The 18,050-nt window shown below is 58.8% G+C and carries 18 protein-coding genes, 4 tRNA genes and 1 pseudogene; 11 read left to right on the plus strand and 12 right to left on the minus strand.

Annotation, left to right across the window (positions count from 1 at the left end):
- The first annotated feature begins 187 nt into the window (after positions 1-187).
- The 6 genes and pseudogenes from F475_RS15430 to F475_RS31105 all read left to right on the plus strand — a co-directional run bounded on the left by F475_RS15430 (position 188) and on the right by F475_RS31105 (position 2,378).
- A tRNA-Asn gene (locus F475_RS15430) sits at positions 188-263 on the plus strand.
- A 9-nt stretch (positions 264-272) separates the two neighbouring features.
- Positions 273-349 (plus strand) — tRNA-Pro (locus tag F475_RS15435).
- A 5-nt stretch (positions 350-354) separates the two neighbouring features.
- Positions 355-430 (plus strand) — tRNA-Lys (locus F475_RS15440).
- A gap of 95 nt (positions 431-525) precedes the next feature.
- Positions 526-602: transfer RNA gene (locus tag F475_RS15445), tRNA-Pro, on the plus strand.
- Positions 603-752: 150 nt separating this feature from the next.
- Positions 753-1,523, plus strand: a pseudogene (locus F475_RS31100) (MCP four helix bundle domain-containing protein); the annotation flags it as partial.
- Positions 1,515-2,378, plus strand: a complete 864-nt coding sequence (locus F475_RS31105; RefSeq protein ID WP_371924336.1) for a methyl-accepting chemotaxis protein — start codon at positions 1,515-1,517, stop codon at positions 2,376-2,378. The pseudogene F475_RS31100 and the gene F475_RS31105, both read left to right, overlap by 9 nt.
- 62 nt (positions 2,379-2,440) lie before the next feature.
- Here the strand turns inward: F475_RS31105 and F475_RS15455 are convergent, their stop codons facing one another.
- The 6 genes from F475_RS15455 to F475_RS15480 all read right to left on the minus strand — a co-directional run bounded on the left by F475_RS15455 (position 2,441) and on the right by F475_RS15480 (position 7,188).
- Complete coding sequence (locus F475_RS15455) at positions 2,441-2,842, minus strand: EF-hand domain-containing protein (protein WP_086945899.1); 402 nt, start codon at positions 2,840-2,842, stop codon at positions 2,441-2,443.
- Between the two features lie 339 nt (positions 2,843-3,181).
- Positions 3,182-4,480 carry an NAD(P)/FAD-dependent oxidoreductase gene (locus F475_RS15460; protein ID WP_019581250.1) on the minus strand — a complete coding sequence of 433 codons (1,299 nt, stop codon included), beginning with the start codon at positions 4,478-4,480 and terminating at the stop codon, positions 3,182-3,184.
- A 60-nt stretch (positions 4,481-4,540) separates the two neighbouring features.
- Positions 4,541-4,714 (minus strand): DUF3094 domain-containing protein, encoded by a 174-nt coding sequence (locus tag F475_RS15465; RefSeq protein ID WP_007938396.1) that lies wholly within the window; start codon positions 4,712-4,714, stop codon positions 4,541-4,543.
- A gap of 161 nt (positions 4,715-4,875) precedes the next feature.
- On the minus strand, positions 4,876-5,502 hold the full coding sequence (locus F475_RS15470; RefSeq protein WP_007938395.1) for a DUF1780 domain-containing protein: 627 nt from the start codon (positions 5,500-5,502) through the stop codon (positions 4,876-4,878).
- 110 nt (positions 5,503-5,612) lie between these two features.
- Positions 5,613-6,062, minus strand: a complete 450-nt coding sequence (locus F475_RS15475; RefSeq protein WP_018930176.1) for a potassium channel family protein — start codon at positions 6,060-6,062, stop codon at positions 5,613-5,615.
- A gap of 22 nt (positions 6,063-6,084) precedes the next feature.
- Positions 6,085-7,188 carry an AI-2E family transporter gene (locus F475_RS15480; protein ID WP_111454247.1) on the minus strand — a complete coding sequence of 368 codons (1,104 nt, stop codon included), beginning with the start codon at positions 7,186-7,188 and terminating at the stop codon, positions 6,085-6,087.
- Positions 7,189-7,436: 248 nt separating this feature from the next.
- On the opposite strand from F475_RS15480, the gene F475_RS15485 reads away from it, so the two are divergent.
- The 3 genes from F475_RS15485 to F475_RS15495 are packed head-to-tail and all read left to right on the plus strand — an operon-like array spanning position 7,437 to position 11,307.
- Complete coding sequence (locus F475_RS15485; RefSeq protein ID WP_111454248.1) at positions 7,437-8,804, plus strand: aromatic acid/H+ symport family MFS transporter; 1,368 nt, start codon at positions 7,437-7,439, stop codon at positions 8,802-8,804.
- Positions 8,801-10,021 (plus strand): benzoate/H(+) symporter BenE family transporter, encoded by a 1,221-nt coding sequence (locus F475_RS15490; RefSeq protein ID WP_111454249.1) that lies wholly within the window; start codon positions 8,801-8,803, stop codon positions 10,019-10,021. Before F475_RS15485 ends, F475_RS15490 begins: the two co-directional genes overlap by 4 nt.
- 17 nt (positions 10,022-10,038) lie before the next feature.
- Positions 10,039-11,307, plus strand: a complete 1,269-nt coding sequence (locus tag F475_RS15495; protein ID WP_111454250.1) for an OprD family porin — start codon at positions 10,039-10,041, stop codon at positions 11,305-11,307.
- Between the two features lie 9 nt (positions 11,308-11,316).
- Here the strand turns inward: F475_RS15495 and F475_RS15500 are convergent, their stop codons facing one another.
- Positions 11,317-11,559 carry a DUF2790 domain-containing protein gene (locus F475_RS15500; protein WP_018930181.1) on the minus strand — a complete coding sequence of 81 codons (243 nt, stop codon included), beginning with the start codon at positions 11,557-11,559 and terminating at the stop codon, positions 11,317-11,319.
- Positions 11,560-12,436: 877 nt separating this feature from the next.
- Between F475_RS15500 and F475_RS15510 the strand changes: the two genes are divergently transcribed.
- Complete coding sequence (locus F475_RS15510; RefSeq protein ID WP_018930184.1) at positions 12,437-13,126, plus strand: energy-coupling factor ABC transporter permease; 690 nt, start codon at positions 12,437-12,439, stop codon at positions 13,124-13,126.
- A gap of 63 nt (positions 13,127-13,189) precedes the next feature.
- Positions 13,190-13,405 carry a hypothetical protein gene (locus F475_RS15515; protein ID WP_111454251.1) on the plus strand — a complete coding sequence of 72 codons (216 nt, stop codon included), beginning with the start codon at positions 13,190-13,192 and terminating at the stop codon, positions 13,403-13,405.
- 9 nt (positions 13,406-13,414) lie between these two features.
- Here the strand turns inward: F475_RS15515 and yacG are convergent, their stop codons facing one another.
- The 5 genes from yacG to pilB are packed head-to-tail and all read right to left on the minus strand — an operon-like array spanning position 13,415 to position 18,026.
- Positions 13,415-13,615 carry a DNA gyrase inhibitor YacG gene (gene yacG, locus F475_RS15520; RefSeq protein WP_007938961.1) on the minus strand — a complete coding sequence of 67 codons (201 nt, stop codon included), beginning with the start codon at positions 13,613-13,615 and terminating at the stop codon, positions 13,415-13,417.
- Complete coding sequence (gene coaE, locus F475_RS15525; protein WP_026286732.1) at positions 13,612-14,235, minus strand: dephospho-CoA kinase; 624 nt, start codon at positions 14,233-14,235, stop codon at positions 13,612-13,614. Before coaE ends, yacG begins: the two co-directional genes overlap by 4 nt.
- Positions 14,232-15,104 carry an A24 family peptidase gene (locus F475_RS15530; protein ID WP_064620394.1) on the minus strand — a complete coding sequence of 291 codons (873 nt, stop codon included), beginning with the start codon at positions 15,102-15,104 and terminating at the stop codon, positions 14,232-14,234. Before F475_RS15530 ends, coaE begins: the two co-directional genes overlap by 4 nt.
- Before the next feature lies 1 nt (position 15,105).
- Positions 15,106-16,323 (minus strand): type II secretion system F family protein, encoded by a 1,218-nt coding sequence (locus F475_RS15535; protein WP_018930188.1) that lies wholly within the window; start codon positions 16,321-16,323, stop codon positions 15,106-15,108.
- A gap of 2 nt (positions 16,324-16,325) precedes the next feature.
- Positions 16,326-18,026, minus strand: a complete 1,701-nt coding sequence (pilB, locus tag F475_RS15540) for a type IV-A pilus assembly ATPase PilB (protein ID WP_064620392.1) — start codon at positions 18,024-18,026, stop codon at positions 16,326-16,328.
- Between the last annotated feature and the right edge of the window lie 24 nt (positions 18,027-18,050).

Below are 18,050 nucleotides of genomic sequence, written 5' to 3' on the forward strand. Positions count from 1 at the left end.
GAGAGGGTTTCTGCTCCCCAAGCAGGAATCTGAAATAAGTTGCAAATCATTAACTTGAAAGCAATTTAGGGGGTTGACAGAGGTGCTTAAGATTGTAGAATAGCGCGCCTCAGACACACGAACGCAGCGATGCGAACGGGTCGAAGAGGTGAAGCAAGCTTCACAGTTGTAAATTGAAATATGTAGTTCCGTGATAGCTCAGTCGGTAGAGCAAATGACTGTTAATCATTGGGTCCCAGGTTCGAGTCCTGGTCACGGAGCCAATTTCAAACCGGGGTATAGCGCAGTCCGGTAGCGCGCCTGCTTTGGGAGCAGGATGTCAGGAGTTCGAATCCCCTTACCCCGACCATTTTTGGGTCGTTAGCTCAGTTGGTAGAGCAGTTGGCTTTTAACCAATTGGTCGTAGGTTCGAATCCCACACGACCCACCATTTTTGAAACCAGTTAACGCTGGGATCGAATCTTAAGATCAGACGCCAAAAGCTCTGTTCGCAGAAGGCGCCTTTCAAAGGTGCCTTTTTTTTACCGGGGTATAGCGCAGTCCGGTAGCGCGCCTGCTTTGGGAGCAGGATGTCAGGAGTTCGAATCCCCTTACCCCGACCATATTAAAAATCCTCGTATCGAAAGATACGGGGATTTTTTTTGTCTGCGAAAAAGCAGATCGCTTCAAGTCATCGTACAACTTGCCGATAACGAGCTAACGGGGCATGGACAGGGCCTCGACTCCAGCCAATAAAAACAAAGGCGCTCGTTATGTTTCTTCGTCAGCTGAATATTGCCCCTCGCGCCGCGCTGGGTTTTGCCTTGATCGCGGTACTGGTGGCATTGCTCGGGGTATTTGCACTGGGGCAGATGTCGAGCATTCGCGACAGCGAGGTGGCGGTGGAGGCCCAATGGTTGCCGAGCATTCGCGGCGGTGACGAGATCCGCGAGCTCATGTTGCGCATCCGTACCATTTCCCTGCGCATGGCCTTGGATCAAGATCCGAAGAACATCGCCACTTACCGCAGCCAAATGGACACGCGCGACAAGGAATTGAGCGAGAAAATTGCCGCTTATGACAAATTGGTCACCACCCCTGAGGGCCAGGAGTTGTATGACCAGTTCAAAAAAACCTTCGCCGCCTACGGCAGCGGCATCGCCCAATCCTTCACCCTCGCTGAGCAAGGGAGGCGTGACGAGCTGACCAAACTACTGCTGGTCGACATGAAGACTGTTGTCGACGGTTCGGGCAAACAGCTCAACGATCTGGCGGAACTGTTCACCCGGCTAGTGGCCGCCGAGAGCCGGAAATCCCAAGAGCACTATGCCACCTCCCGGATGATCGTCAGCCTGTTTATTGCCCTCGCGGCGCTGGCCACGGTCGGCCTTGCGATGCTGTTGACCCGTAGCATCGTCAAACCCTTGGCAGAGGCGTTGAACGCTGCGGAAAACGTGGCACGAGGCGATCTGACCCGCCCCATCGAGACCCATGGCAACGACGAAGTGAGTCGCTTGCTCAAGGCGCTGGCGACCATGCAACACAACCTGCGTGACACCTTGCAGGGCATCAGCGGTTCGGCGGCGCAATTGGCGACGGCAGCCGATGAATTGAACGCGGTCACCCTCGACAGCACCCAGAATCTGCAACAGCAGAACAACGAGATCGAACAAGCGGCGACAGCCGTCACCGAAATGACCACCGCGGTGGAGGAGGTCGCACGCAACGCGGTTTCTACCTCTGACGCCACGCGCCAATCCAGTGAGTCGGCACACGTTGGCCATCAGCGAGTGAGCGAAACCGTGAGTGCCATCAGCGCCCTTGCCAGCGACGTGCAGACGACGGGCGGCTTGGTGCAGTCGCTGGCCAACCAGTCTCAGGACATCGGCAAGGTGCTGGATGTGATTCGTGCCATTGCCGAACAGACCAATTTGCTCGCCCTCAACGCGGCCATCGAAGCGGCGCGTGCGGGCGAAAGTGGTCGAGGTTTCGCGGTGGTTGCCGACGAAGTGCGTGCCCTGGCGTACCGCACGCAACAGTCGACTCAGGAAATCGAACAAATGGTTCAGGGCATGCGTACTGGCTCAACCCAGGCGCTGGACTCCATGCAAGCCAGCTCCTCGCGGGCAGCCAGCACCCTGGCGTTGGCGGAGCATGCTGGCGAAGCGCTGCAGACCATCACCGCTTCGGTTCACCAGATCCACGAACGCAACCTGGTGATCGCCAGCGCCGCCGAGGAGCAGGCGCAAGTGGCGCGTGAAGTTGATCGCAACCTGGTGAACATTCGCGATTTGTCGGTACGCTCCGCCGCTGGCGCCGATCAGACTAGCGCCTCCAGCCATGAGCTGTCGCAGTTGGCCAATTCGTTACGGACCATGGTGCAGCGGTTTCAGTTGTAAATCCGCCGGACGAAAAAAAGCCCCGCTCCTCGATGGAGAAGCAGGGCCTGGTCTTCATTGGCTTAGCTGTTGTCTTTCAGGTGCTCGAACAAGCCTTTTGGCATTTTTTTGCCATTGGCTTCGTAGCTGGCTTTCACATTGTCGAAAGCCTCTTGTTCCGAGATTTGACCATCGTGGTTAGTGTCGATCTTGTCGAAGTCGCCCTTGGGCGCCACTTTCAGGAACTCCGCACGGGACACCTGACCATCGCCATCGGTGTCGGTCTTGGCCATCGAGGCATCGCCGCACTTGCCTTCGCCACATTTGCCTTCTGGGGTTTTTACCGAAGTTTCGGCGGAGGCGACCATGTAGCCCTGGGTCAGTGGCTGCGCGGCGAATACGGAACCGGACAACATCAGGCCGCCGGCCAGGACGGCACCGAGCAGGCCAACGGTGTTTTTGCTGAGAGTAGTGGTACGGGACATTACAAATCTCCTGGGTTGCACGACACAACCGTTCGATAAAGGACGCCACGCAAGTGCGGCGATGACCGAAGCAGGCGGTGCCTTGCTCGGGTGTGGCCATTTAGCGGGCGCGGTGTATCGCTACTGTGTCGTGCAAGGAGGGAGTTTGTAAGCGAAGGGGTGAAATCGTGGGGGAGATACAGTGAGACACAGAAGTGTTCACGGGGTAGACCGAGGCGCCTGCATCGCGGGCAAGCCACGCTCCCACAGTTAATCTTTGTTGGCCGCATATTTGCGTACGACGCAGATCCTGTGGGAGCGTGGCTTGCCCGCGATGAGGCCCTGACAGACGCCGAAAATTTAGTGCAACTTGAGCCGCGGCTCGGTCCCACGCCCAATCTTGCTACCCAGCATCAACATCGCCGTTCGGAACGCGCCATACAGCGCCATCTGGTGCATGCGGTACAGCGACACGTAAAACATCCGTGCCAGCCAGCCCTCGAGCATCACGCTGCCGGTCAGGTTGCCCATCAAGTTACCCACAGCCGAAAAACGCGACAGCGAGATCAGCGAGCCGTAGTCGGTGTATTTGTATTCCGGCAGGGCCTTGCCTTCGATCCGCAGTTTCAGCGATTTGGCCAGCAACGAAGCCTGTTGGTGGGCCGCCTGGGCACGCGGCGGCACATTGCGGTCGCTGCCCGGTTGCGGGCAGGCCGCACAGTCGCCGAAGGCGAAGATGTTCTCGTCGCGGGTGGTTTGCAGGGTCGGCAGCACTTGCAGCTGGTTGATGCGGTTGGTTTCCAGGCCATCGATGTCCTTGAGGAAACCCGGCGCACGAATCCCGGCGGCCCAGACTTTGAGGCTGGCGTTGATTACCTGGCCGTCGGCGGTAATCAGGCTGTCGGCGGTCACTTCGCTGACCGCGGCATTGGTCATGACGTTGACCCCGAGTTTCTCCAGGGTTTTATGCACAGGCCCGCCGATCCGCTCCGGCAGCGCCGGGAGAACCCGTGGTCCGGCTTCGATCAGGGTGATGTGCATGTTTTCCGGTTTGATCCGGTCCAGGCCATAAGCCGCCAGTTCATGGGCGGCGTTGTGCAGTTCCGCTGCCAGTTCGACCCCGGTGGCACCGGCGCCGACGATGGCCACGCTGATCTGTTGCACGGTGTCGGTCTGTCCGGCGTGCGCGCGCAGGTAGTGATTGAGCAGTTGCTGATGGAAGCGCTCGGCCTGCTTGCGGGTGTCGAGGAACAGGCAGTGTTGCGCCGCGCCTTGAGTACCGAAGTCGTTGGTGGTGCTGCCGACAGCAATCACCAGCGAGTCGTAAGGCACTTCGCGCGCGGGTACCAGTTCAAGGCCAGCGTCGTCGTAGGTGGCGGCCAGCTGGATTTTCTTCTGTGTGCGATCGAGCCCGCTCATGCGCCCCAGCTGGAACTCGAAATGGTTCCATTTTGCCTGGGCAACATAGTTGAGTTCGTCTTCGGAAGAGTTGAGCGATCCAGCGGCCACTTCGTGCAACAGCGGTTTCCAGATGTGGGTCAGGTTCGCGTCGACCAGCATCACACTGGCCGTGCCGCGCTTGCCCAGAGTCTTACCCAGACGGGTAGCCAACTCCAGACCGCCGGCGCCGCCGCCAACGATGACAATACGATGAGTCATGGGGATATCTCGCAAGGCTAAAAGAAATCTGTACCGTTACCCGAGCGAGCGCAAGGCAGCTCATAGCGTCAGGTAACTGATAAGTCGGCTCAACAGGCCTAAACCAATGGTCACTGCCAACACCACCACCAGGAGCATCCACGGCCGGAAAGGCCGGCGCTCGACTTGGTGCTGGGACAGGTGCAGGTACTCTTCGACATGCTTCTGGTCGTCGGGGTTCAGGCGGCTGGTCATAAAGGCCTCGTCGGGTAGACGTTGCTGAATGTGCAGACGTTACAGCAGATTGTCTGCAAGCGTTGAACGGTGCATGTGGTTCGGGTGAACGATTGCGCTTTGTAACATTCGGCCAGTGATTGCGCCATCCTGTGCAGGGTTGCCGCTATATGTGGCGGGACTCACAAGCTGATCCCGACATCGAAGACGATGCTGCGTCCCAGGTTGCTGCGCAGGAAATCCGGGGCATCCGGGTGGGCGAAGAGTACGCGGGCGAAGGTCGGGCCGACCAGCGACAACGAGCGCCAGCCCTGGCGCAGGTATTCGGTGGGCGGCGGGAAGTGGCTGTTGAGGTCCAGCACTTCGCGCTTGAGGCTGGCGAAGGCGATGATGTCCAGATCCCCCAGGTCCATGCCGCGCTCTTTGTAGTTGTGGGCTTTTTTGCGCAAGGTTGGTGCCAGTCTCAGCAGAAATTCATTAGCCGGGATCCGCCGGGGCTTGGCCTCGCGGCGCACCAGTTGGCTCAGGGAGAACGCGCTGCGCCGACGTTGCAGCTCATCACGCCATTCATCATTGAGGCGCCGGCCCTCGTCGAGCACGAAGAACACCTCGAAATTCGCGTCGCGAAACAGCACGTCCGGCGGCTCTCCGGCGGGGGCAAACTCGTCGGCGCGATAGGGAATGTTCAGACCTTGCAGCAGGCGCTGGCAAACCCAACGCTCACGCTCCCATTTGCGGGCATTGGAAAGGAACGTGTTGGCTTGCTCGGCCGCAATGGTCAGCAGGCGTAAATAATCGGAGTCATCCATAGGCCCAAGCTTAGCGTTCAAATGTGATCTGAATAATAAAGTCTGTCGCAAAAGAAAAAAGTCGGTCGCGATTTCTTCAGATAGAACCTTACCTGCTTTTTCTGACGTACCTATAGGTGTTCGCGCTGTTGTAGCCTTTCCATACTGTGTTTGATGACATCCATCACCGCAGCGGTCATGACTGAGGTAGAGACACCAAACATCAGGATGCCGTTGGCTGCTTCCAGTGGGCCAAGCAGACGCCAGCGTGGGGACATGATGATATCGCCATAGCCCAGCGTGGCGAAGTTGACTGCCGAGTGATAGAGCGCAGTGGCGAATTCGTCGAATTCGTCGAGCAACATGAACAGGGTGGCCCAGATGGCGATCTGCACGAAATTGCCGAGCAACATCAGCACCATGACCATCGACAGCAACAGGATATTCAGCCATTGCGATTCACGATTTGGATGGGTATGCCTGAAATGCACGTAATGGCGCAAACAGATAGTTATGAAAACGGCTTGCATCAGCAGGCAGAACAGCATCACGGGGAGACCGGCGAGTAGATTCAACAGCATGGCGATATCCTCGGCAGACGTGTCAGATCGGTCCCTGGCGGTCTGTCTCGGGTTCTTGCGCTTTATCGTCCACCCATTGCCAGAACAGCCGATAACCGACCGCCAATATCACAGGGCCGATAAACAGGCCGAGGATACCGCTCGTGACCATGCCGCCCAAGGCACCGATCAGCACCACCGGCATTGGCACATCGACACCTCGGCCTAACAGCAACGGCTTGAGGACGTTATCGACCAGGCCCGCAACGAAGACATAGATGGCAAACACAATGGTCGCCGTACTGGCACCTTCGTTCGCGAAGACGTAGACGATGACCGGAAGGGTAATCAGGGTGGCCGGTAATTGCATGATGCCAATAAGCAGCACCGCCAAGGCGAGAAGACCTGCGCCGGGGATGCCCATGGACACAAAGCCGATGCCGATCAACAGCATCTGGATGAAGGCGATGCCAACCACGCCCAACGCCACTGCCCGGATGGTCGCGGTGCACAGCTCGGTGATTTTCGGTCCCTTGACCGGGCCGCAGAAGCGCGAAGCGATTTGCACTGCGCTGCGGTGGCCACTTTCACCATAGGCTAAAAAAATACCGGCAATAATCAGGGCAAAGATAAATAAAAGGAGCCCCATGCCGGCCCCCGCCAGCTTGCTCAGCAGGGAGAGGCTGACACCTTTGATTTGCGGTATGAACTTCTGTAGCAGGTCGGGCAGGTTGGTGACAGCTTGTGTCCATAAGCCATGAAGGGGTTTGCCCACAAGTGGCCAGCCGGCCACCGCGTCGGACGGAGGGGGGATATGGAAACTGTCACTTTTGACCATGCTTATCGCCCGTTCCACGGAGTCTGCAATCGAGGTTCCCAACAAATAGGCAGGCACCATAAGGATGCAGATGGCGATCAGCACAATCAGCGTCGCGCTGAGCCCATCCTTGTTTCCCAGCGCGCCTTTGAACCTGACTTGTGACGGGTAGAGGGTGATTGCCAGGATTATCGACCACAGCATCAGATCGAGGAATGGACTGAATATCTGGAAGCAGAAAACCACCAGAACGGCGATCAACCCGGCACGAATCAGTACATCGAGCAGACCTCGGGAAAAAGCCTTTTCGGAAATGGGCGTGGGAACCATCGATTTTTCCTCCTATAGGAGCAAAGGCATGAGCCGGGTAAATCCAGCATAGACGTGCTCCTCGCCACAGGTTTCTCTGATTCAAGACCCTCTTTCCCCGCCCAACGCCCGGTTCCGGGCGGTGCACAAAACGGATAGCGATCTGCGCAAAGCGGATATTGCCCCGTGCCTGGCGACTTTACCCTCGGCTGTACGGACGTTAGCCGCGTTACCGACTCTTAAAAAAACAACAACAAGAGATAGATGCCATGCGCAAGATTGACGTACATGAGGTTATCGACAAGGCACGATTCAACCGCTTTCACTGGATGGTGCTGTTCTGGTGCGCCCTGATCATCATTTTCGACGGTTACGATTTGGTGATCTACGGCGTGGTGTTGCCGATGCTGATGAAAGAGTGGGGGCTCAGTCCTCTGCAAGCCGGCGCACTGGGAAGTTATGCACTGTTTGGAATGATGTTCGGCGCGCTGTTTTTCGGCCCGCTGTCAGACAAGATCGGTCGTAAAAAAGCCATCACCCTGTGCGTGATGCTGTTCAGCGGTTTTACCGTGCTCAACGGTTTTGCCAGTAACCCCACCGAGTTTGGCCTCTGTCGGTTCATTGCCGGGCTGGGCATTGGCGGGGTGATGCCCAACGTCGTGGCGCTGATGAACGAATACGCGCCGAAGAAAATCCGCAGCACGCTGGTGGCGATCATGTTCAGCGGCTACTCGGTGGGCGGCATGCTCTCGGCGGGGCTCGGCATCGTGCTGATCCCAAGTTTCGGTTGGCAGTCGGTGTTTTACGTGGCGGTGCTGCCGTTGCTGCTGTTGCCGTTGATCATGTACTTCCTGCCTGAATCGGTGGGCTTCATGCTGCGTCAGGGGCGCAATGAAGAGGCGCGCAACATTCTCCAGCGAGTCGATCCGGCGTACATCGCGCAAACCGGCGATCAGCTGCACATAAGCGAAGTGAAGGGCAGCGGCACCCCGGTGTTGCAGTTGTTTCGTGAGGGGCGGGCGCTGCGCACGCTGATGCTGTGGCTGGCGTTTTTCTGCTGCTTGTTGATGGTCTACGCCTTGAGTTCCTGGCTGCCGAAACTGATGGCAAGCGCCGGTTACAGCCTGGGCTCGAGCCTGTCGTTCCTGCTGGTGCTCAACTTTGGCGCCATTTTCGGCGCGGTCGGCGGCGGTGTGCTGGGTGACAAACTCAACCTGCCGCGCGTGTTGGCGGTGTTCTTCGCCGTTGCAGCCGTATCGATCACCTTGCTTGGCTTCAACAGTCCGATGCCGGTGTTGTACCTGCTGATCGCCATCGCTGGCGCCACCACCATCGGCTCGCAGATTCTGCTGTACGCCTGCGCCGCGCAGTTCTACTCCATGGCCATTCGCTCCACCGGTTTGGGCTGGGCGTCGGGCATCGGCCGCAACGGCGCCATCGTCGGCCCGCTGCTGGGCGGTGCCTTGCTGGGGATCAGCCTGCCGCTGCAACTGAACTTCATGGCGTTTGCTTTGCCCGGTGCGGTGGCCGCCATTGCCATGACCGTGTTCGCGATCAGCAGTCAGCGCAGTGTCAAACAAGCGCTGTCGGGCCTGCGCCATGGTTCGCCTGACGGGTCTGTCGGCGACGTTTCATGAAAGCGTTATTCCGGGATTTTTCCTTGTCGGCTGCCGTGGCCGGATTTATCGCGACGGTGATTTCCTACGCGGGCCCCCTGGTGATCATCTTTCAGGCCGCCGAAACCGCTCACCTCTCGCGAGAAGTGCTGTCGTCGTGGGTCTGGGCGATTTCCATCGGCAGCGCCGTGCTCGGCATCGGTTTGAGCTTGCGTTACCGGGTGCCGGTGATCATCGCGTGGTCGGCGCCGGGCTCGGCGTTGCTGGTGGCGCTGTTGCCGGGAATATCCATGCCCGAAGCGGTGGGCGCGTACCTGGTCAGCAGCCTGATTATCTTTCTGGTCGGGGTGTCGGGGGCATTTGACCGGATCATCGGCAAACTGCCCGCGGCGATTGCGGCGGCGATGCTGGCAGGGATTCTGTTCAGTTTCGGCACCGGGTTGTTCGTCTCGTTGCAAGGCAAGCCGCAGCTGGTGCTGGCGATGTTTGCCACGTACCTGATCTGCAAACGGGTGATGCCGCGTTATGCGGTGTTGATGGTGCTGCTGGTGGGCTGTTCCATCGCGTTTCTCGCCGGTGATTTGCACCGCGAAGCGCTGGTGATCGGTTTGGCCACGCCAGTGTGGATCACGCCTGCGTTCAGTTTGAGCGCGACGCTGAATATCGCCTTGCCGCTGGTGATGGTGGCGCTGACCGGCCAGTTTGTCCCCGGCATGGCGGTGCTGCGCGCCAGCGGCTACTCAACGCCCGCCGGCCCGATCATCGCCAGCAGTGCGTTGGGCACTGCGCTGTTGGCGCCGTTCGGTTGTCACGGGCTGAATCTGGCGGCGATTACCGCCGCCATCTGTACCGGTCGCGAGGCCCATGAAAACCCGGGCAAACGCTATGTGGCCGGGGTGGTGGGCGGTCTCTGTTATTTGGTGCTGGGGATCTTCGGCGCCACGCTGGTTTCGTTGTTTTCGGCGTTCCCCAAAGAACTGATCGCGGCCTTGGCCGGGCTTGCGTTGTTCGCTGCGATAGCGGGGGCACTGGCTGGCGCAATGGCGGTGCCGAGTGATCGTGAAGCCGCATTGGTGACCTTTCTCACCACCGCCTCGGGCATGTCGCTGTTTGGGTTGTCTGCCGCTTTCTGGGGACTGATTTTCGGCATGGTCACCCACTGGTTGTTAAACGCCCGGCGTCCCATCGCTCGCAGCGCAAATGCTGCGACTGAAGCACTTCAACCTGTCGATCAATAAAAATAAGAGAAAAAACGATGAAACAGATTTTTCCAACAACCGGGTCAGTGTTGTCCATCGCTGTCGTCTCGAGTTTCTCCACCGGTGCGGTGGCCGCCGAGGGCGGCTTCATCGAAGACAGCACCGCCACCTTGCAAGCGCGCAATTACTACTTCAGCCGGGACTTCTCCGACATCGTCGGGGCCAATAAACAGTCGAAGGCCGAAGAGTGGGCACAGGGCTTCATTCTCAACGTCAAATCCGGTTATACCCAGGGTCCTGTCGGTTTTGGTGTGGATGTCATTGGCCTGCTCGGCCTCAAACTCGACAGCAGCCCGGACCGGGTCAATACCGGTTTGCTGCCGGTGCGCAATGATGGACGCGCGGCGAATGAATACAGTCGTTTGGGGGGCGCGCTGAAGGTGCGTTACTCCAAGACCGAATTGAAGGTGGGGGAGCTGCAACCCAACCTGCCGGTGCTGGCCTTCAGCGATATCCGTCTGCTGCCGCCCAGTTATCAGGGTGCAAGCATCAGCTCCAATGAGATCGATGGCCTGACCTTACAGGGCGGTCATTTGAGTTCGACCAGCCTGCGCAACGAGGCTGGCGATGAAAAGATGCAAGCCATGCTCGGTCATGTACCCCAGCGTCAGGTCAGCAGCGATGGTTTCAACTTTGCCGGCGCCGACTACGCGTTCAATGATAAACGCAGCTCGGTCAGTGCCTGGTTCGGGCAATTGGAGGATATCTACAACCAGCGCTTTCTCGGCTTCAAGCACAGCGAGCCGTTGGGTGACTGGACCCTGGGCGCCAACCTTGGCTATTACGATTCGCGCGAGGACGGCAAAAAATTACTGGGCAACATCGACAACCGGGCGTTCTTCTCTTTGCTGTCGGCCAAGCGCGGCGGTCACACGTTTTATGTCGGCTATCAGGGCATGTTCGGCGACAGCGCCTTCCCGCGAGTATTTGCGAACATCTCACCGCTGGGCAATGAGGTGCCGACCTACGAGTTTGCCTACACCGATGAGCGTTCCTGGCAGGCGCGTTACGACTACGACTTCGCTGCCCTCGGTGTGCCGGGGCTGACCAGCACCGTGCGTTACATCACCGGCAATAACGTCGACACCGGCAAGGGGTTTGAAGGTAAGGACCGCGAGCGCGATCTGGACATCGGCTATGTGTTGCAAAGCGGCAGCCTCAAAGGCCTCGGGATCCGCGTGCGCAACGCCATGGCGCGTTCCAACTACCGCAGTGATATCGACGAAAACCGCCTGATTCTCAGCTACACATGGAAGTTGTTATGACCGGAGCGATCACAGATCGGTGGTGCAGTTGCCCATGACTTCGTACGTCACGCGATGGGTCTGGCCCTGATGGTCGATATATTCCATGGTCGCTGGCACGACTCCGCAGGCGGTTGCGGTGTCTGTCACTGAAACGACCTTGGCGATGTCCAGTGGCTGTGCCGGGTTGTACGGGGTGGCAGCGGCTGGCTCGTTGGCGGCCAGGGCCGAGGTGGCGGCGAGGGTCAGGAACAGGCTGGTCAGGGTTTTCATTTTTCTGTGCTCTGTGTGGGTTCCAGTGTCTGAATTTTAGTCTTTGCCTGTGGGGGATAAAGGGGGCTGGGTCTGATTCAGTCTTGCGGGAAATGTAACAATCGCTGTTGATTGTGTGCATATCCGTTTCTGCGGTAGTGCCGGCTGGCGGTTTCGCTCTTACAGCGAGTCACTTTGAAAAGCCCAAAGTAACCAAAGGCTCTTGCCCCTTTCGTTCGGCCCTTCGCCTAGGCTCAGGGTGCCCTCGCTCCGGTCCTGCTCCGTGGGCCCGCCGCCATCGGCCATCCATGGCCGGGGGCGGCTAACCCGGCATCCATGCCGGGTTGCCCACTGCGCAGAACCTCCACTCGGCCTCTCGAGGGGGCGTGCACCGCAAAAGCAAAAGCGAGGCGGCCTACCAGCCGGCCTGACTTCAAGAGAACGCGTTTCCCTGTAAGAGCTGCCGAAGGCTGCGATCTTTTGATCTTGCCGTTGCTTTGGTTTTTGATCTTGATCTATCCGCCCCTTTCCCAGAAGCCGAACGCAGGTATTGCGCAGGGGGCACCGCGGCAGGGATGCCGCGGTAGCCGCCCCCGGCCATGGATGGCCGATGGCGGCGGGCCCCCGGAGCAATGCCGGAGTGAGGGTATGCCGAGCCTAAGCGAGGCACCGAATGGCGGGGCAAAGCGCTTTGGTTACTTTCGCGCTTTTCGAAAGTGACCCGCCGTAAGGGCGGAACCCTAGGTGGTCGTTACCGCAGAAATGGATATGTACCCAATCGTGGAGCACCCCCGGGGCCGGTACAAATGTGTATACCAACCCGAAGTCGAAGGGAGTAAAGGCCGGTGTAGACTGATGACCTGTTCTCTTCTGGTAAGACAAAGGAGTGTGCCCAGCCATGATCGGTGCCGAGTTACTGTCATCCGAAACCCTGACGGTGGGTTGGCTGATCTATATACCGGCGCTGATCTGGGCAATTGCGCGAGCGCCATGGGTCGAACTGTTCAGCGACAGCCGCCGCCAGCATCTGTTGTTCGGTACGGTGTTTGCGCTGTTCATGCTGTGGCTGGTGCGACGGGACTTCGATACCGGTGTGTCCTATCACTTCATCGGCATGACCGCCGTGACCTTACTACTGGATTGGCCGTTGGCGATTGTCGGCGGGTTGGTCGCGCAGGTGGGCTTGGTGTTGCTCGGGCGTCAGGACCTAGCCGCTGTCGGGGTCAATGGCGCTCTGCTGATCCTGCTACCGGTGCTGGTCACCGAGTGCTGCGCCATCCTGGTGGAGCGCGCGCAGCCGCGTAATCCCTTCGTGTACATCTTCTGTTCCGGTTTTTTTGCCGCTGCGCTGTCGGCCTTGTTGTGCCTGATCCTGACGCTCACGCTGCTGTGGTACGACGAGCGATTCGTCATGCCGTACTGGCTGGAAGACTTTGTCGGTTACCTTTGGCTGCTGATTTTTCCGGAAGCGTTCATCAACGGCATGGTGGTCAGCGCGTTGGTGGTGTTTTGCCCAGAATGGCTGGAGACGTTCAATCGCACGCGCTATCTATCGGCGCCCTGGAAAGATGACGATCCCAAATCTTGATCCACATCAAATCCAAAAAACGTTGACGAATCCATGCTTCGGAAAACCTTCAGGAGCATCGAAATGAGTGTCTACGAGTGGGCCAGGCAGGAGTTGCGTCAGAGTCTGGATGTGGCGCAAGAGGTGGGCTTCGATCCGGGGTTGAGCCTGCGTGCCTTGCTCAGTGCGGTGGTGCAGCAGAGCAAGGCAGTGCGCAATCTTGAAGACCTGGCCGATGAGTTGCGGTTTCTCGCCGAGAACCTCGACGAGGGCCAGGACTATGGCTTTATGCGGCCCTGATGGCCGGGATCAGTGACGCGGGTCGAAGTCGCCGCTGAACAACTCATCCTCGGCATCGGGGGGCACCGGAATCTTGTGTTCTTCCGATGCCCAGGCGCCCAGATCGATCAGTTTGCAACGGTCCGAACAGAATGGCCGGAATTTGTTCTCGGGGCTCCATTCGACAGGGGCGCCACAGGTTGGGCAATCGACGGTCGGGGTTTGGCTCATGACTGGCCTCCACGCAAAGTAAGGTAAAAGTGATGCAGACGTTCGACCTCGCTGTGCAGCCAGGCGAGGTCGCGGTCGTTGACCACCACATCGTCGGCATGGCTCAAGCGGTCCTGTCGGCTGGACTGAGCCTTGAGGATCGCCTGGACTTGCTGCTCGCTGGTCTGGTCACGCTGCAGGGTGCGTTCGATCTGTAACTGTTCCGGGGCATCGATCACCAGGACCCGTTGGGTCATGGCGTACTGCCCGGACTCGATCAGCAGCGGCGAAACCAGAATCGCGTAAGGCGATTGTGCCTTGGCCAGATGATGGGCGATTTCCTCGGCGATCAACGGATGCAGTAGCGCTTCGAGCCAGCGGCGTTCTTCCGGCACCTCGAAGATCAGCTTGCGCAGGGCTGCACGATCCAGCTGACCATCGGCTTGCAACACGCCGGGGCCAAAGTGCTCGGCGATTTTTGCCAGTGCCGGGCGACCGGGTTCGACCACCCAGCGAGCCGCATGATCGGCGTCGACCACGTGCACGCCGAGGTCGATGAAGTGCTGCGCGGCCGCACTTTTGCCGCTGCCGATGCCGCCGGTCAGGCCGAGAATCCAGGGTTTTTCCACAGGGGTATTCATTTCAAACCGACAAACTGCCAATAGAAGCCGGTTATTTGACCACCCCAGAGCAAGGCAATCCAGCCGGCAATGGCCAGATAGGGTCCAAAGGGTAGCGGCGTCGAGGTTTTCGCATCCCGCAGGCGCAGCAAAATCACCCCGAGAATGGCCCCTACCAGCGATGACAGCAGAATGGTCATGGGCAGGATCTGCCAGCCGCCCCAGGCGCCGAGCATCGCCAGGAGCTTGAAGTCACCGTAACCGATGCCGTCCTTGCCGGTGACCAGCTTGAACAGCCAGAACACCGTCCACAGCGCCATGTAGCCGGCCACCGCGCCCCAGAACGCGTCATGCAGTGATACGAAGAGCCCGAAGCTGTTGAGGACCAGTCCCAGCCACATCAATGGCATCACCAGTACGTCCGGCAACAGTTGATGTTCGGCATCGATCAGGCTCATCGCCAGCAGGCCCCAACTCAGGACCAGCACCATGCAGGCCTGCCAGCCGAAACCGAAATGCCAGGCGACGAACGCCGACAGCAGGCCGCAGGCCAGTTCGGTCAGCGGGTAACGTTTACTGATCGGCGCTGCGCAGCTCGAGCATCGCCCACGTAAAAACAGATAACTGAGTATTGGAATGTTCTCCCACACTCGAATCCGATGGCCGCAGTGAGGACACTCGGAGTGGGGCAATATCAGGTTGTAGGTCGGACCGGGGGCTTCGACTGGCAAGTCCAGTACGTCATGGGCCTGCAGGCGCCATTCACGCTCAAGCATTTTCGGCAGGCGCCAGACCACCACGTTGAGAAAACTGCCGATCAGCAGGCCGATCAGCCCTGCGGTCATCACGAAGGCCAGCGGGTTGAGGCTCAGAAATTCGTTCAAGGACATATCAGACCGCTGAGCCGAGTTGGAAGATGGGCAGGTACATTGCAACCACCAGCCCGCCGACGATAACACCCAGCACCACCATGATGAACGGCTCCATCAGGCTGGTCAGGTTATCGACCATGTTGTCCACCTCGGCCTCATAGAAACCCGCGACCTTGTCGAGCATGTCGTCCAGCGCGCCGGACTCTTCGCCAATGGCCGTCATCTGGATCGCCATGGTCGGAAAGATGCCGGAGGTACGCATGGAAAAATTCAGCTGCATGCCGGTCGAAACGTCCTGCTTGATGCGCAACACCGCTCGCTTGAACACGATATTGCCGGTCGCGCCCGCCACTGACTCAAGGGCTTCGACCAGTGGCACGCCGGCGGCAAACGTCGTCGACAGGGTGCGGGCGTAACGGGCCACGGCGGACTTGTACATGAGCGCGCCAACCAACGGCAGTTTCAGCAGCCAGGTGTCCGTCCGGTCGCGAAAGCCCGGGGAATTCTTGAAGGCATGGCGCAGGCCGAAGATCCCCCCAGCCAACACGCCGAGTATCATCCACCACCAGTCCTGCATGAACTCCGACAAGCCGATGACCATCACGGTGAACGCCGGCAGTTCGGCGCCGAACCCCGAGAATACCGACTGGAATTGCGGCACAACCTTGACCAGCAGAATGCCGGTCACAATGATTGCGACGAACACCACGGCCAGCGGGTAGGTCATGGCTTTCTTGATCTTGGCCTTGAGGCTTTCGCTCTTTTCCTTGTAGGTCGCCACCCGTTCCAGCAGGGTATCCAGGGCACCGGCCTGCTCGCCAGCGTCCACCAGGTTGCAGTACAGCTCGTCGAAATACTGGGGCTTTTTGCGCAGGGCCGCGGCGAAGCTGTTACCGGCCGCGACTTCCTGTTTCACCTCGTCCACCAGCTTGCGCATGTTCGGGTTATCGAAGCCTTCGCCGATGATCTCGAACGATTGCAGGAGCGGTACGCCGGCTTTCATCATGGTCGCCATCTGCCGGGTAAACAGGGCGATGTCCAAGGGTTTGATGCGCTTGCCGGCACTGAAAATGGACGCGTACTTTTTCCGCACCTTGCCCGGATTGATGCCCTGCTTGCGCAACTGGGCCTTGATCAGCGCTGGATTTTGTCCGGTCAACTCGCCGGTCATTTTCGCACCTTTGCGATCCGTGCCTTCCCAGGCATACACGCTGATTTTCGCTGCTTTGACCGCCATATTCAGTCCTTCGTGACCCGGTTGATTTCTTCAAGGCTGGTGATGCCTTGCATGGCCTTGAGCAAGCCCGACGTGCGCAGGTCGTTGAAGCCGTCCTTGCGCATCTGGAGGTCGATCTCCAGTGAATTGCCTTCGGCCATGATCAGCCGTTGCAGGTCAGGAGTGTTCTTCACCACTTCATAAATCCCCACTCGCCCTTTGTAGCCAGCATTGCATTGATTGCAACCGACCGGTTCATAGATCGTGAATGAGCCGATGCGTTCCTCGGGGAAGCCTTCCTTGAGCAGCGTCTCGCGGGGAATCTCGATGGGCTTCTTGCAATGGCTGCACAACTTGCGCGCCAGGCGCTGGGCAATGATCAGGCTGACCGAGGTCGCAATGTTGAAGCCCTGAATCCCCATGTTGTGCAGGCGGGTCAGGGTTTGCGCAGCGCTGTTGGTGTGCAGGGTGGAAAGCACCATGTGCCCGGTCTGGGCGGCCTTGATGGCAATTTCGGCAGTTTCGAGGTCGCGGATTTCGCCGACCATGATCACGTCCGGGTCCTGGCGCAGAAACGAGCGCAACGCCTGGGCGAAGTCCATTCCCTGCCTGGGATTGACGTTGACCTGGTTGACGCCCTCCATGTTGATTTCCACCGGGTCTTCGGCAGTGGAGATGTTGATGTTGACGGTGTTGAGGATGTTCAGTCCGGTATAGAGCGACACGGTCTTGCCTGAACCGGTGGGCCCGGTCACCAGGATCATCCCCTGTGGTTGCTTGAGGGCGGCCATGTACAGGTCTTTCTGCTCCGGCTCATAGCCGAGGGCATCGATGCCCATTTGCGCGCTGGACGGATCAAGGATCCGGATCACCACTTTTTCGCCCCACAGGGTCGGCAGGGTGTTGACCCGGAAGTCGATGGACTTGCTCTTGGACAGGCGCATCTTGATTCGCCCGTCCTGGGGTTTGCGCCGCTCGGAGATGTCGAGACTGGCCATGACTTTGAGCCGGGAAGCAATGCGGTTGGCCAGTTGCGTTGGTGGCTTGGCAACTTCATGCAGGATGCCATCGGTGCGCATCCGCACGCGGTAGGTTTTTTCGTAGGGTTCGAAATGCAGGTCGGAAGACCCGCTCTTGATCGCATCGAGCAACATCTTGTGGACGAAGCGCACCACGGGCGCGTCATCGGTGTCCTGTCCGCCGATGGCGTCCTGTTTCTGGTCGTCGACCGACTCGATGTCCAGACCGTCGAGGTCGACATCGGCCATCTCTTGCAGGTCGGTGGCGTGGCTGTCGAAGAATCTTTCGATGGCGTCGCTAAGCTTGTCCTCTTCGACCAGGATGGCTTCGGTGTTCAGCCCGGTACTGAATTGGATGTCGTTGATGACCTGTTGATTACTCGGATCGGAAACCCCCACGAACAGTTTGTTGCCGCGTCGCCAGAGGGGTAGGGCGTGGTGCTGGCGGATCAGTTTTTCGCTGACCAGCCCCTTGGGTTGGGTGTCTTTTTCCAGGCAGTTGAGGTCCAGCAGGGCCATGCCGAAATGCTCCGAAGCCACCTCGGCGACCTGCCAGCTTTTCAGCAATTTGTTTTGCACCAGATAACTGACCAGTGAGACTCGATCGCGTTGGGCTTGCTGATACGCCTGTTGCGCACTTTGATCAGTGATCAGCTCGGCCAGCACCAATTGCTTGGCCAGACCGCTAAGGGCAATGTCATTCATTGGGATTCCGGACGCAGGCGGTTA

The sequence above is a fragment of the Pseudomonas sp. URMO17WK12:I6 genome (genome assembly GCF_003253625.1).
In the GTDB taxonomy this organism is placed as follows: domain Bacteria; phylum Pseudomonadota; class Gammaproteobacteria; order Pseudomonadales; family Pseudomonadaceae; genus Aquipseudomonas.

Excerpts from the sequence above, each read along its gene's own strand:
- F475_RS31105 (WP_371924336.1), top strand. The coding sequence starts at position 1,515 with ATGCAACACAACCTGCGTGACACCTTGCAGGGCATCAGCGGTTCGGCG.
- F475_RS15455 (WP_086945899.1), bottom strand. The coding sequence starts at position 2,842 with ATGTCCCGTACCACTACTCTCAGCAAAAACACCGTTGGCCTGCTCGGT.
- F475_RS15460 (WP_019581250.1), bottom strand. The coding sequence starts at position 4,480 with ATGACTCATCGTATTGTCATCGTTGGCGGCGGCGCCGGCGGTCTGGAG.
- F475_RS15465 (WP_007938396.1), bottom strand. The coding sequence starts at position 4,714 with ATGACCAGCCGCCTGAACCCCGACGACCAGAAGCATGTCGAAGAGTAC.
- F475_RS15470 (WP_007938395.1), bottom strand. The coding sequence starts at position 5,502 with ATGGATGACTCCGATTATTTACGCCTGCTGACCATTGCGGCCGAGCAA.
- F475_RS15475 (WP_018930176.1), bottom strand. The coding sequence starts at position 6,062 with ATGCTGTTGAATCTACTCGCCGGTCTCCCCGTGATGCTGTTCTGCCTG.
- F475_RS15480 (WP_111454247.1), bottom strand. The coding sequence starts at position 7,188 with ATGGTTCCCACGCCCATTTCCGAAAAGGCTTTTTCCCGAGGTCTGCTC.
- F475_RS15485 (WP_111454248.1), top strand. The coding sequence starts at position 7,437 with ATGCGCAAGATTGACGTACATGAGGTTATCGACAAGGCACGATTCAAC.
- F475_RS15490 (WP_111454249.1), top strand. The coding sequence starts at position 8,801 with ATGAAAGCGTTATTCCGGGATTTTTCCTTGTCGGCTGCCGTGGCCGGA.
- F475_RS15495 (WP_111454250.1), top strand. The coding sequence starts at position 10,039 with ATGAAACAGATTTTTCCAACAACCGGGTCAGTGTTGTCCATCGCTGTC.
- F475_RS15500 (WP_018930181.1), bottom strand. The coding sequence starts at position 11,559 with ATGAAAACCCTGACCAGCCTGTTCCTGACCCTCGCCGCCACCTCGGCC.
- F475_RS15510 (WP_018930184.1), top strand. The coding sequence starts at position 12,437 with ATGATCGGTGCCGAGTTACTGTCATCCGAAACCCTGACGGTGGGTTGG.
- F475_RS15515 (WP_111454251.1), top strand. The coding sequence starts at position 13,190 with ATGAGTGTCTACGAGTGGGCCAGGCAGGAGTTGCGTCAGAGTCTGGAT.
- yacG (WP_007938961.1), bottom strand. The coding sequence starts at position 13,615 with ATGAGCCAAACCCCGACCGTCGATTGCCCAACCTGTGGCGCCCCTGTC.
- coaE (WP_026286732.1), bottom strand. The coding sequence starts at position 14,235 with ATGAATACCCCTGTGGAAAAACCCTGGATTCTCGGCCTGACCGGCGGC.
- F475_RS15530 (WP_064620394.1), bottom strand. The coding sequence starts at position 15,104 with ATGTCCTTGAACGAATTTCTGAGCCTCAACCCGCTGGCCTTCGTGATG.
- F475_RS15535 (WP_018930188.1), bottom strand. The coding sequence starts at position 16,323 with ATGGCGGTCAAAGCAGCGAAAATCAGCGTGTATGCCTGGGAAGGCACG.
- pilB (WP_064620392.1), bottom strand. The coding sequence starts at position 18,026 with ATGAATGACATTGCCCTTAGCGGTCTGGCCAAGCAATTGGTGCTGGCC.